This window comes from Mycolicibacterium pyrenivorans (genome assembly GCF_025821625.1).
Taxonomy (GTDB): Bacteria; Actinomycetota; Actinomycetes; order Mycobacteriales; family Mycobacteriaceae; genus Mycobacterium; species Mycobacterium pyrenivorans.
The window spans coordinates 31,721-44,333 of record NZ_JACKSH010000121.1 but is presented as its reverse complement, the minus strand read 5'-3'; the positions used below and the strand labels follow the sequence as shown (position 1 = coordinate 44,333).

The 12,613-nt window shown below is 69.8% G+C and carries 13 protein-coding genes and 1 rRNA gene; 13 read left to right on the top strand and 1 reads right to left on the bottom strand.

All coding sequences use genetic code 11. The annotated features are described in order from the left end of the window. The 7 genes from rrf to recN form a co-directional block, all read left to right on the top strand. A 5S ribosomal RNA gene (gene rrf / locus H7I57_RS15690) occupies nt 1-90 on the top strand; the annotation flags it as partial. Between the two features lie 123 nt (nt 91-213). Further along, on the top strand, nt 214-1,059 hold the full coding sequence (locus H7I57_RS15685) for a tetratricopeptide repeat protein (RefSeq protein WP_264024509.1): 846 nt from the start codon (nt 214-216) through the stop codon (nt 1,057-1,059). A gap of 1 nt (nt 1,060) precedes the next feature. Next, complete coding sequence (locus tag H7I57_RS15680; protein WP_264024508.1) at nt 1,061-2,092, top strand: HAD-IIA family hydrolase; 1,032 nt, start codon at nt 1,061-1,063, stop codon at nt 2,090-2,092. 8 nt (nt 2,093-2,100) lie between these two features. Next, entirely contained in the window at nt 2,101-2,256 is a 156-nt protein-coding gene (locus H7I57_RS15675) for a hypothetical protein (RefSeq protein ID WP_264024507.1), read from the top strand. Between the two features lie 5 nt (nt 2,257-2,261). Beyond that, nucleotides 2,262-3,071: a TlyA family RNA methyltransferase gene (locus H7I57_RS15670; RefSeq protein ID WP_264024505.1), complete on the top strand. Its 810-nt coding sequence runs from the start codon at nt 2,262-2,264 to the stop codon at nt 3,069-3,071. Then, nucleotides 3,068-3,991, top strand: coding sequence for an NAD kinase (locus H7I57_RS15665; RefSeq protein WP_264024503.1), 924 nt, complete (start codon nt 3,068-3,070; stop codon nt 3,989-3,991). Before H7I57_RS15670 ends, H7I57_RS15665 begins: the two co-directional genes overlap by 4 nt. After that, on the top strand, nt 3,991-5,778 hold the full coding sequence (gene recN / locus H7I57_RS15660) for a DNA repair protein RecN (RefSeq protein ID WP_264024514.1): 1,788 nt from the start codon (nt 3,991-3,993) through the stop codon (nt 5,776-5,778). The genes H7I57_RS15665 and recN overlap by 1 nt, the downstream gene beginning before the upstream one ends. 3 nt (nt 5,779-5,781) lie before the next feature. Here recN and H7I57_RS15655 read toward each other — a convergent pair whose 3' ends face one another. Then, nucleotides 5,782-6,357, bottom strand: a complete 576-nt coding sequence (locus H7I57_RS15655; protein WP_264024502.1) for a TetR/AcrR family transcriptional regulator — start codon at nt 6,355-6,357, stop codon at nt 5,782-5,784. An 81-nt stretch (nt 6,358-6,438) separates the two neighbouring features. On the opposite strand from H7I57_RS15655, the gene H7I57_RS15650 reads away from it, so the two are divergent. The 6 genes from H7I57_RS15650 (at nt 6,439) to xerD (ending at nt 12,564) form a co-directional block, all read left to right on the top strand. Then, nucleotides 6,439-6,822, top strand: a complete 384-nt coding sequence (locus tag H7I57_RS15650) for a VOC family protein (RefSeq protein ID WP_264024500.1) — start codon at nt 6,439-6,441, stop codon at nt 6,820-6,822. A gap of 93 nt (nt 6,823-6,915) precedes the next feature. Beyond that, complete coding sequence (steA, locus tag H7I57_RS15645) at nt 6,916-8,100, top strand: putative cytokinetic ring protein SteA (RefSeq protein ID WP_264024498.1); 1,185 nt, start codon at nt 6,916-6,918, stop codon at nt 8,098-8,100. Between the two features lie 11 nt (nt 8,101-8,111). Then, nucleotides 8,112-9,053 carry a copper transporter gene (locus H7I57_RS15640; protein WP_264024496.1) on the top strand — a complete coding sequence of 314 codons (942 nt, stop codon included), beginning with the start codon at nt 8,112-8,114 and terminating at the stop codon, nt 9,051-9,053. A gap of 160 nt (nt 9,054-9,213) precedes the next feature. After that, nucleotides 9,214-10,965, top strand: a complete 1,752-nt coding sequence (gene pyrG, locus H7I57_RS15635) for a CTP synthase (protein WP_264024495.1) — start codon at nt 9,214-9,216, stop codon at nt 10,963-10,965. Further along, a complete protein-coding gene (locus H7I57_RS15630) occupies nt 10,958-11,608 on the top strand; it encodes an NUDIX domain-containing protein (RefSeq protein WP_264024494.1) in 651 nt (216 codons plus the stop codon). The genes pyrG and H7I57_RS15630 overlap by 8 nt, the downstream gene beginning before the upstream one ends. Next, the gene (gene xerD / locus H7I57_RS15625) at nt 11,605-12,564 is read left to right on the top strand and encodes a site-specific tyrosine recombinase XerD (RefSeq protein WP_308204369.1); all 960 of its coding nucleotides are present in this window, start codon (nt 11,605-11,607) and stop codon (nt 12,562-12,564) included. The genes H7I57_RS15630 and xerD overlap by 4 nt, the downstream gene beginning before the upstream one ends. The last annotated feature ends 49 nt before the right edge of the window (nt 12,565-12,613 follow it).

Here is a 12,613-nt window from a genome sequence, read left to right as displayed (position 1 = left end):
AACGCCCGGACCCATCCCGAACCCGGAAGCTAAGCCTACCAGCGCCGATGATACTACCCACACGGGTGGAAAAGTAGGACACCGCCGAACACAAATTGGAATCGCCCCCCACTTAATTGTGGGGGGCGATTTCCATTTCCGAATTCGACGCCATGGAATTCGTCAATTGTGGGCGGATCGATTTTGGCCGTATCCTTTGCAGGACGAACATCCATGCGAGCAGGAAGGGCCCACGTGCCGCAGGAGACCCAGGGCGGCCGCGACGATCGGCGCCCGCGCCGAGGTTCGGCAGCCGGCGGCCCGCGACCGGGCCGCGATCAGCGATCGGCGCCGCGCACCTCCGGACCGCAGCGCGCCCGTCGCGCCCAACCGCGGCCGGACGGCGACGACAACCGCGACGTCGGCCCGTCGATCCCCGCCAACATCGAGGCCAGACAGCTCGCACCCGAGATCCGCGGTGAGCTCACAACTCTCGACAAGAGCACCGCCGACGTCATCGCCCGTCATCTGGTCGCCGCCGGGGACCTCCTCGAGGACGATCCCGAAGCGGCACTGGCGCATGCCCGCGCCGCCCGGGCGCGAGCCGGCAGGATCGCTGCGGTGCGCGAGGCCGTCGGCATCGCGGCCTATCAGTGCGGCGACTGGGCCCAGGCGCTGGCCGAGCTGCGTGCGGCCCGCCGGATGGGCAGCCGCTCTCCGTTGCTCGCCCTGATCGCCGACTGTGAACGCGGGATCGGTCGGCCCGAGCGTGCCATCGAGCTCGCCCGTACCCCGGACGCCGCGCAGCTCAGCGGCGACGACGCCGACGAGCTGCGCATCGTCGTCGCGGGCGCCCGTTCGGATCTGGGCGAGCATGACCAGGCGCTGGCCATTCTGTCGTCGCCGCAACTGGATCCGGCCAGGACCGGACAGACCGCCGCCCGGCTGTTCTATGCCTACGCCGAGACACTGCTGGCGCTGGGCCGCGACCAGGAGGCGCTGCAGTGGTTCCTCCACGCCGCCCGCGCCGACGTCGAAGCCGTCACCGATGCCGAAGAGCGGATCACGGAGCTCTCCTGACGTGAGCACCCTTGCTCAGCAACATGATTGCCTGCTGCTTGACCTCGATGGCACGGTGTTCCGCGGGCACGCGCCCACCCCCGGCGCCGTCGAGACACTGGCCGCTGTTGAGTCCCGGATCCTGTTCGTGACCAACAACGCGTCCCGGGGTGCCGGTCAGGTCGCCGAGCACCTGCGTGAGCTGGGCTTCACCGCGGAACCCGACGACATCGTCACCAGCGCGCAGAGCGCCGCCCGGCTGCTCGCCGAGCAATTGCCGCAGGCCGCAAAGGTTCTCATCGTCGGCACCGACGCCCTGGCCGCCGAGATCAGCGGCGTCGGCCTCGCGCCGGTTCGGCAGTGGTCGGACGCCCCGGTCGCCGTGGTGCAGGGACACTCCCCGCAGACCGGCTGGCCCGACCTGGCCGAGGCGGCGCTGGCCATCAGGTCCGGCGCGCTGTGGGTGGCCGCCAACGTGGACAAGACGCTGCCCTCGGAGCGCGGTCTGCTCCCCGGCAACGGCTCCATGGTGGCCGCGCTGCGCACGGCCACCGACCGCGAACCGCAGGTTGCCGGCAAGCCGGCACCGGTCCTGATGGCAGATGCCATGTCCCGCGGCGACTTTCACGCCCCGCTGGTGATCGGCGACCGCCTCGACACCGACATCGCCGGAGCCACTGCCTCACAGCTGCCCAGCCTGATGGTGCTGTGCGGAGTGAACACCGCCGAGGACGCGATCTGGGCGGTTCCGTCGCAGCGGCCCGACTACCTTGCCGAGGATCTCCGCGCCCTCACCGCCGACGCCGACACGCTGCGTGTCGGGCCGCATCCCGGTTGGCAGGTCGACGTCGACTCGGGAACGGTGACGGTGCGCTCCACCGGGAACGACCCCGGTGATGAGCTGTCGGTGGTGCGGGCGATCGCCGCCGCGGTCTGGACGGCCGACGCCGATGGGCGGCCCCGGGCGATCTCCGCTGTCGACGACGCCGCCCGACAGGCCATCGACCGCTGGTCACTGGCGCAGGCTGCCCGCGGCAGGGGTGCGCTAGCGTGAACACCGCCATGACTAACGATCCCGACGAGATCCGCGCCCAGGTCGTCGAATTGCTGGGCGAGCAGACCGACCCCACCGAATCCGACCTGGACGCCGTCGCGGCGCGTCTGGAGGAGGCGCACGATCTTCTGGTGCAGGCGCTGGAATCGGTCGAGAAGGGCTGAGCCGCGTGACGCGGCGCGCTCGTGTGGACGCCGAGCTGGTTCGGCGCGGCCTGGCCCGGTCGCGCCAGCAGGCTGCCGAGATGATCGGCGCCGGACGGGTCAGCATCGACGGAATGCTCGCGGCCAAACCCGCAACGGCCATCCCCGTGAGCGCAAACCTGATCGTCGCGGACCTGGGCGAGCACTCCTGGGTATCGCGCGGCGCGCACAAGTTGATCGGCGCCCTCGACGCGTTCGGCCTCGCCGTCGACGGCCGGCGCTGCCTGGACGCGGGCGCCTCGACCGGCGGATTCACCGAGGTCCTGCTCGATCGCAACGCCCGTGAGGTCGTCGCCGCCGACGTCGGCTACGGCCAACTCGCCTGGCCCCTGCGCACCGACCCGAGGGTGACCGTGATGGAGCGCACCAACGTCCGCGACCTCACCGCCGACGCGATCGGCGGGCCCGTGGACCTGATCGTCGCCGATCTGTCGTTCATCTCGTTGGCGACTGTGCTGCCCGCACTGACCGCGTGCGCGTCGCACGACGCCGATATCGTTCCCATGGTGAAGCCGCAGTTCGAGGTCGGGAAGGACCGCGTGGGTGCCGGCGGAGTCGTCTCGGATCCGGCGCTGCGCACCGAGGCGGTGCTGGCCGTGGCCCGACGCGCCGACGAACTGCACTGGCACACCGTCGCCGTCACCGCCAGCCCGTTGCCCGGGCCCGCAGGCAACGTCGAGTACTTCCTGCATCTGCGTGCCGAGACCGACCATGCACTACTGGCGGCCTCGCTCGAAAATGCGGTCCGGCAGGCCGTCGACGAGGGGCCGCAATGACGCACGAACGCACGATCCTGCTCGTCGTCCACACCGGCCGTGAGGCGGCGACCGAGGTCGCACGCCGGGTGGAGAAGGTGCTCGGCGACCACGAGATCGGGCTGCGGGTGCTCTCCGCCGAGGCCGTCGACAAGGGCCCGGTCCACCTGGCACCCGACGACATGCGTGCCCTGGGCATCGACATCGAGGTGGTCGACGCCGAAGAGCGTGCCGCCGCGGGCTGCGAGCTGGTGCTCGTCCTCGGCGGCGACGGCACGTTCCTGCGCGCCGCCGAACTCGCCCGCAACGTCGAAATCCCGGTGCTCGGGGTGAACCTCGGCCGGATCGGCTTCCTGGCCGAGGCCGAGGCGGACTCGATCGACGCCGTGCTCGACCACGTCATCAAGCGCGACTACCGCGTCGAGGAACGCATGACGCTGGACGTCGCGGTCCGTGCCGGGGGAGAGCTGCTCGACCGCGGCTGGGCCCTCAACGAGGCCAGTCTGGAGAAGGGGCCCCGCCTGGGGGTGCTCGGTGTGGTCCTCGAGGTCGACGGGCGGCCGGTGTCGGCGTTCGGCTGCGACGGGGTGCTGGTGTCGACGCCGACGGGGTCGACGGCCTACGCGTTCTCGGCAGGCGGTCCTGTGCTGTGGCCTGATCTGGAGGCGATCCTGGTCGTGCCCAACAACGCCCACGCGCTGTTCGCCCGGCCGATGGTGACCAGCCCGAAGGCGTCGATCGCGATCGAGATCGAGGCCGGCGGCCACGACGCGCTGGTGTTCTGCGACGGGCGGCGCGAAATGGTGGTGCCTGCGGGGGGCCGGCTCGAGGTGACCCGTTGTGCCACGCCGCTGAAGTGGGTGCGGTTGGACAGCGCGCCGTTCACCGATCGGCTGGTGCGCAAGTTCCGGTTGCCGGTCACGGGGTGGCGCGGACAGTAGTGCTATCCGAGATCCGTATCGAGTCGTTGGGGGCGATCAGCGCCGCGACCGCCGAGTTCGACGGCGGTCTGACGGTGCTCACCGGCGAGACCGGCGCAGGCAAGACGATGGTCGTCACCGGGCTGCACCTGCTGGGCGGCGCCCGAGCCGACCCCACCAAAGTGCGCTCCGGGGCACCCCGCGCCGTGGTCGAGGGCCGGTTCGTCACAGACGAACTCGGCGACACCGTGATCAGCCAGGTGGACGAGATCCTCGATGCCTCCGGCGCCGAGCGTGACGACGACGGCAGCGTCATCGCCGCCCGCTCAGTCAGCCGGGACGGACCGTCGAGGGCGTACCTCGGCGGCCGCAGCGTGCCTGCCAGGTCGCTGAGCGGGTTCACCAACGAACTGCTGACCCTGCACGGTCAGAACGACCAGCTGCGGTTGATGCGGCCCGACCAGCAGCGCGCCGCCCTGGACCGCTACGCCGACGTCACCAAGCAGTTGCACCGATACCGCACGCTTCGCGACGAGTGGCTCGGGGCAAAACGCGACCTCGACGACCGCCGCCGCCGGGCTCGCGAACTCACCCAGGAGTCCGATCGCCTCCTTTTCGCACTCAACGAGATCGAGCTGGTGGCGCCGCAGCCCGGCGAGGATGACGCACTGGTCGCCGACATCCGCCGGATGTCGGAGCTGGACTCGTTGCGGGAGGCCGTGCAGACGGCCCACGCCGCTCTGTCCGGCGCCGTCGACGAGGGGCCGGCCGACGGCTTCTCCGCCGCGTCCGCGGTCGGACAGGCGCGCTCGGCGCTGGAGGGCACCGACGACACCGCGTTGGCGGCGCTGTCCGAACAACTCGGCGCAGCCCTGACGGTGCTCGTCGACGTCTCCAGTGAACTCAGCCGCTTCCTATCCGAATTACCCACCGACGCAAGCTCATTGGAGATGAAGCTGGCACGCCAGGCGGAGTTGCGGACGTTGACGCGCAAGTACGCCGCCGACATCGACGGCGTGCTGGACTGGGCACGGGAGTCGCGCGAGCGGCTCGCCCAACTCGACGTGTCCGAGGAGACGCTGGCCGTGCTGGAGCGCCGCGTCGACACGCTGCAGGCCAAGGTCGTCGACGCCGCGCAGGACCTGACCAAGGCGCGGGTCAAGGCCGCGAAGGGGTTGTCCAAGGCCGTGACGGCCGAACTGTCCGGGCTGGCGATGGCCGGCGCGGAGTTCACCATCGCCGTCGGCCCCCTCGAGGCACGCCCCGATGACAGCGCCCCCCTGACCATTCCCTCAGGGCCGGCATGCACCACGGTGCATGCCGGCCGTGACGGCGTGGACTCCGTCGAGTTCGGCTTCGCCGCCCATCGCGGCTCCGACATCCTGCCGCTCAACAAGAGCGCCTCCGGTGGTGAGCTCTCCCGCGTGATGCTGGCGCTCGAGGTGGTGCTGGCCGCATCGACCGAAGGCACCACGATGGTGTTCGACGAGGTCGACGCCGGCGTCGGCGGTCGCGCCGCGGTCCAGATCGGCAGGCGACTGGCGCGGCTGGCCCGCACACATCAGGTCATCGTCGTCACGCATCTGCCCCAGGTCGCGGCGTACGCCGACGTGCACCTCGTCGTCGAGGGCGACGCCGGCGCCAAGAGTGAGCGGGCGAAGTCCAGTGGGGTGCGTCGCCTCGACGACGACAGCCGGGTTGCGGAGTTGGCCCGGATGCTTGCCGGGCTGGGGGAGTCCGACAGCGGCCGGGCGCACGCCCGCGAACTGCTGGAGGCGGCGCGCGAGGACCGTGCCTCGGTGAGTTGAGGGTCAGCGACCGAGGACCTCGTCGACCACGTCGGTGAGGAAGCCGGAGTCGGCGGGATCGGCGGTCATGAGGCTTCGGTAGAACACCGCGCCGGACAACGCGACCGACGCGGTCTCGGGGTCGACGGTCGGGGGGAACTCACCGGCGCCGACTCCGGCGGTGATGACGTCGGTGAGCCGCCGGCGACGTTGCGCCGAGAATCGGTGGAGCTCATCGCGGAAGCTCGCATCGTTGCCTGCGGCGTGGATCAGCGCCGGAATGCAGGCCGATACCGGTGAGTCGGTCAAGGCCCGCGCGAGGTGGCTCAGCAGCAACTCGACGTGCTGCCGCGCGCTCCCGGAAGCGACGTCGACGCCGGGATCGGGCTGGCGGTGCAAGGTTCTCAGCGCGTCCGCGATGAGTGCCGACTTCTCCGGCCAGTGCCGGTAGACGGTGCTCCTGCCGACGCCCGCGCGGGCCGCGACCGACTCGATCCGGAAGCCCGCGTAGCCGGTCTCGGCGAACTCGTCGAGAGCCGCGCGGCAGATCGCCCGCCGCGAATGCTCGATGCGCGGATCCGGCAGTCGCGCGCTGCTCATACCCCCACCCCCTCACATCCTTTGGGACATATTGCCATGCTATGGGACACAAGTGTATCGTAACTGCCAGGAGGTGCAGTTATGACCACTTTCAGCGTTCGGTACATCGTGGACGATGTCGACGAAGCCGTCGAGTTCTACACCCGCAACCTTCGGTTCGAACTGGTCATGAGACCCGGACCGGGCTTCGCCATGCTCCGCAGTGGCGGGTTACGTCTGTTGCTCAACGCGCCGGATGGCGGCGGCGGCGCAGGGAGGCGGCTGTCCGACGGGCGACGACCGGAACCCGGGGGATGGAACAGGTTCCAGATGGAGGTCGAGGACCTCGACGCCACCGTCGACGCGCTCCGCAGCGGGGGAGTCGGCTTCCGCGGAGACATCGTCGACGGGCGGGGCGGTCGGCAGGCGCTCGCCGTCGACCCGTCCGGCAATCCGATCGAACTGTTCGAGCCGCAGGCCTCCTGAGCCTGTGACAGATGTGAAAAGAAGTAACTAATGGGGCTGGTGTTACGGCGCGCCTCCAACGGATGACTGAGGTTCCTGGACAGAATCGGCTCCATGAAGATGTCAGCGCTGCTGTCCCGTAATGCCAGCTCACGGCCGGGTATCACCGGCACCGCCCGAGTTGACCGCGACATCGACCGCCTACTGCGGCGGCTCACTCCCGGCGACATCGTCGTGCTCGACGCGCAGGATCTCGACCGGGTCACCGCGGACGCTCTCGTCGAGGCCGAAGTCGCCGCGGTCGTGAACGCGTCGTCGTCGATCTCGGGGCGGTACCCCAACCTGGGCCCCGAGGTCCTGGTCGCCAACGGCATCATGCTCGTCGACGACACCGGTCCCGAGGTCTTCAAGAAGGTCAAGGACGGTGCCCGCGTCCGGATCAACGAAGGCGGCGTCTACTCCGGTGACCGCAGGCTGATCCTCGGCACCGAGCGCACCGACGCCGAGATCCACGAGTTGATGCAGGAAGCCAAGGGCGGCCTCGTCGCGCATCTCGAGGCGTTCGCCGGGAACACCATCGAGTTCATCCGCAGCGAGAGTCCGCTGCTGATCGACGGCATCGGCATCCCCGACATCGACGTCGACATGAACCACCGTCACGTCGTCATCGTGGCCGAGGAGGACCACGCCGCGGCCGACCTGAAGGCGCTCAAACCCTTCATCAAGGAGTACCAACCAGTTCTGGTGGGAGTCGGGGCCGGAGCCGACATCCTGCGCAAGGCCGGCTACCGTCCGGCGTTGATCGTCGGCGACCCGGACAAGATCAGCACCGAGGTGCTGCGCTGCGGTGCCCAGGTGGTGTTGCCCGCCGACGCCGACGGCCACGCCGCCGGACTCGAGCGCATCCAGGATCTCGGCGTGGGCGCGATGACGTTTCCCGCCGCCGGTTCGGCCGCCGACCTGGCGCTGCTGCTGTGCGATCACCACGGCGCATCGCTGATCGTCACCGTGGGCCACACCGCGAGCATCGAGGAGTTCTTCGATCGCACGCGCCAGCGCAGCAACCCGTCGACGTTCCTGACCCGCCTCAAGGTCGGCGAGAAGCTCGTCGACGCCAAAGCCGTTGCCACGCTGTACCGCAGCCGGGTGTCCGGCGGCGCGATCGCGCTGTTGGTGATGGCGATGCTGATCGCGGTCATCGCCGCACTGTGGGTGTCGCGCGCCGACGCCGCGGTGCTGGAGTGGGTCGTCGAGTACTGGAACCGGTTCACTCTCTGGGTTCAGGGCCTGGTCTCGTAGAAGGTGATGACGTGATCTCGCTGCGTTCGCATGCCATCTCGCTCGCCGCGGTGTTCCTCGCGCTGGCCATCGGCGTCGCCCTCGGCTCGGGGCTGCTGTCCAACACCGTGCTCACCGGTCTGCGTGACGACAAGAACGAGATGCAGAAGCAGATCGACACCCTGACCGACGACAAGAACGCCCTCAACGAGAAGCTCAGCGCTGCAGGGGATTTCAACGCGCAGATGGCGCCGCGCATTCTGCGCGCCAGCCTCGCGGAGAAAACCGTGGTGCTGTTCGCCACACCCGACGCCGCCGACAGCGACGTCGAAGGACTGACCCGCGTGGTGGAGCAGGCCGGCGGGCGGGTGACAGGCACCGTGGGTCTGACCCAGGAGTTCGTCGACGCCAACTCCGCGGAGAAGCTGCTGTCGGTGGTCAACTCGCCGATCGTGCCCGCGGGCGCGCAGCTGAACACCGGCTCCGTCGATCAGGGCTCGCAGGCAGGCGACCTGCTGGGCATCGCGTTGCTGGTCAACCGCGACCCCAAGGTGACGCCGGTCGACGACACGCAGCGCGAAACCGTGCTCGCCGCGCTGCGGGACACCGGTTTCGTGACGTACGGCACCGAGCGCATCGGCGCCGCGAACACCGCGCTCGTCGTGACCGGCGGTGCGCTGGGTGACGACGCGGGAAACCAGGGCGCCACCGTCGCCCGGTTCGCGGCCGGCCTCGCGCCGCACGGCGCGGGCACGGTCCTCGCCGGGCGCGACGGATCGGCGTCCGGGACCGCCGCTGTCGCGGTGACCAGGTCGGACGCCGCGCTGAACAGCGTCGTCAGCACCGTCGACGACGTCTCCAGCGAATCCGGGCGGATCACCTCGGTGCTGGCGCTCAGTGACCTGATCAACGGCGGCAAGCCCGGACAGTTCGGCATCGGCCAGGGAGCGACCGCCGTCACCGTGGCGCAGTAGCCCCGCCGGCGACGCACCCGCGTGTCAACAACGCGGTGTCGGTGTCGGTGTTAGGGTGAGATTCCGTGGGTCGGCAGGCCCCAACCGGACTCGATCTCGATGAGGGTCCTCCCAAACTAAGCCCTGCCCGTCGTCACGGAGGTCTGTTTTGCCCGGCCGAATGAACCAGTTACGTAAGCACCCGCAGACCGCGACCAAGCACCTCTTCGTGACCGGCGGTGTGGTGTCGTCACTCGGCAAAGGCCTCACGGCGTCGAGCCTCGGGCAGTTGCTGACCGCGCGGGGCCTGCAGGTGACGATGCAGAAGCTCGACCCCTACCTCAACGTCGACCCGGGCACGATGAACCCGTTCCAGCACGGCGAGGTGTTCGTCACCGAGGACGGCGCCGAGACCGACCTCGACGTCGGGCACTACGAGCGGTTCCTCGACCGCAACCTGTCGGGCTTCGCCAATGTCACCACGGGGCAGGTGTATTCGACGGTGATCGCCAAGGAACGCCGCGGCGAGTACCTCGGCGACACCGTGCAGGTGATCCCGCACATCACCGACGAGATCAAGCGCCGCATCGTGGCGATGGCCGAGGCCGACGGCGACGGCAACCGGCCCGACGTGGTGATCACCGAGATCGGCGGCACTGTGGGCGACATCGAGTCGCTGCCGTTCCTGGAGGCCGCCCGGCAGGTGCGCCACGAGGTGGGCAGGGAGAACTGCTTCTTCCTGCACTGCTCGCTGGTGCCCTACATGGCGCCCTCGGGGGAGTTGAAGACCAAACCGACCCAGCACTCCGTTGCCGCGCTGCGCAGCATCGGTATCTCTCCCGACGCGCTGATCCTGCGCTGTGACCGCGACGTGCCCGAGCCGCTGAAGAACAAGATCGCGTTGATGTGCGACGTCGACATCGACGGTGTGATCTCCACCCCCGATGCCCCGTCCATCTACGACATCCCCAAGGTGCTGCACCGCGAGGAACTCGACGCCTATGTCGTCCGGCGACTGAGCCTGCCGTTCCGCGACGTCGACTGGACGCAGTGGAACGACCTGCTGCAGCGGGTGCACGAGCCACGGGAAACGGTGCGAATCGCGTTGGTGGGCAAGTACATCGACCTCTCCGATGCCTACCTGTCGGTCGCCGAGGCGTTGCGGGCCGGTGGTTTCGCCCATCACGCCAAGGTGGAGCTGCGCTGGGTGGCCTCCGATGACTGCGAAACCGACCCCGGCGCGGCGGCCGCGCTGTCCGACGTCGACGGTGTCCTCATCCCGGGCGGCTTCGGAATCCGCGGCATCGAAGGCAAGATCGGCGCCATCCGGTACGCGCGCAAGCGCCGCCTGCCGGTGCTCGGTCTGTGCCTGGGCCTGCAGTGCATCGTGATCGAGGCTGCCCGGTCGGTGGGCGTGACCGAGGCGAACTCCGCCGAGTTCGACCCACAAACACCCGATCCGGTGATCTCCACGATGGCCGACCAGCGTGACGCGGTGGCCGGTGACGCCGATCTCGGCGGCACCATGAGACTGGGGGCGTACCCGGCCGTCCTGGAGCCGGAATCGATTGTCGCGCAAGCCTATGGGGTGACCGAGGTATCCGAGCGGCACCGCCACCGCTACGAGGTCAACAACGCCTACCGGGACCGCATCGCCGAGAGTGGCCTGAAGTTCTCGGGCACCTCGCCGGACGGTCACCTCGTGGAGTTCGTCGAGTACCCCCGCGAGGTGAACCCGTTCCTGGTCGGCACCCAGGCACACCCGGAGCTCAAGAGCCGCCCCACCCGGCCGCATCCGCTGTTCGTGGCTTTCGTCGGCGCATCGCTGGACTACAAGAACGAGGAGCGGCTGCCGGTGGAGATGCCGGCGATGCACGACACCAAGGCCAACGGCGCCGAGCATGCCCTCGAAGACGCCCCGGCCCGTGGCTGAAGAAGCCTCCGGCTCCAACGACACAGGCAGTCACGAGTTCTCCGTCGCCACCTCGGAAACTCTTTACGTCGGAAAGATATTCGCGCTTCGCGCCGACGAGGTGCAGATGCCCGGCGGTGCCGCGGCCCGCCGCGAGATCGTCGAGCACTACGGCGCGGTAGCCGTCGTGGCGATCGACGATGCCGGTGACGTCGTGCTCGTCTACCAGTACCGGCACGCGTTCGGCAGGAGGCTGTGGGAACTGCCCGCGGGGCTGCTGGACCTGGGCGGGGAGGCGCCGCACGTCACGGCGGCGCGGGAACTGGCCGAGGAGGCCGGCCTGGCAGCCGACACCTGGCGCACACTGGTCGACCTGGACTCCGCACCCGGGTTCAGCGACGAGAGCGTGCGAGTGTTCCTCGCCACCGACCTGCGCGACGTCGACCGGCCCGAGGCCCACGAAGAGGAAGCCGACCTGACGGTGCGGCGGTTCGCACTCGACGACGCCGTCGCCAGGGTCTACTCCGGCGAGATCGTCAACGCCATCTCGGTCGCAGGCATCCTGGCCGTTCACGCGATGCCGGATGTCGCGTCGCTGCGTCCCGTCGACGCGCCGTGGCCCGACCGGCCGACCGCGTTCGCGCGCCGGAAGGGACATCCGTGACCGACACGTCGCTGTTTGTCGGCGCCTCCCTCGACGACCAGTTCCAGGGGTACCTCGACCACCTGGCGATCGAGCGGGGGGTGGCGGCCAACACGCTGAGCTCCTACCGCAGGGACCTGCGGCGCTACGCCGAGCACCTGACCTCACGCGGGGTCGACGACCTGGCGAAGGTGGCCGAGGCCGATGTCAGCGAGTTCCTGGTGTCACTGCGCCGCGGAGACCCCGAGAACGGGGTGGTGCCGCTGTCGGCGGTCTCGGCGGCCAGGGCGCTGATCGCCGTGCGCGGGCTGCACCGGTTCGCGGCCGCCGAGGGGATTGCCACCATCGACGTCGCCCGCGAGGTGAAGCCGCCGACACCGACCCGGCGGCTGCCCAAGAGCCTGAGCCTCGACGAGGTGCTGGCGCTGCTCGACGGTGCCGGCGGCGACAGCGAGACAGACGGCCCGTTGACGCTGCGCAACCGCGCGCTGCTGGAACTGCTCTACTCGACCGGCGCCAGAATCTCCGAGGCCGTCGGACTCGACCTCGACGACGTCGACACCCAGGCGCGTTCGGTGCTGCTGCGCGGCAAGGGCGGCAAGCAGCGGCTCGTCCCGGTCGGCCGTCCCGCGGTCAGCGCGCTCGACGCCTACCTGGTGCGCGGGCGTCCCGACCTGGCCAGGCGCGGCAGGGGCACACCCGCTATCTTCCTCAACGCCCGCGGCGGTCGGCTGTCGCGGCAGAGCGCCTGGCAGGTGCTGCAGGACGCCGCCGAACGCGCGGGCATCACCGCGACGGTGTCCCCGCACGTGCTGCGGCACTCCTTCGCGACCCACCTTCTCGACGGCGGCGCCGACGTCCGCGTCGTGCAGGAGCTGCTCGGGCACGCGTCGGTGACCACCACGCAGATCTACACCATGGTCACCGTGAACGCGCTGCGCGAGGTGTGGGCCGGCGCGCACCCGCGGGCGCGGTAGTCGAACGACGATCAAGCGGCGAGGGACGAGCCGCGTTGAGGAGTTCGAC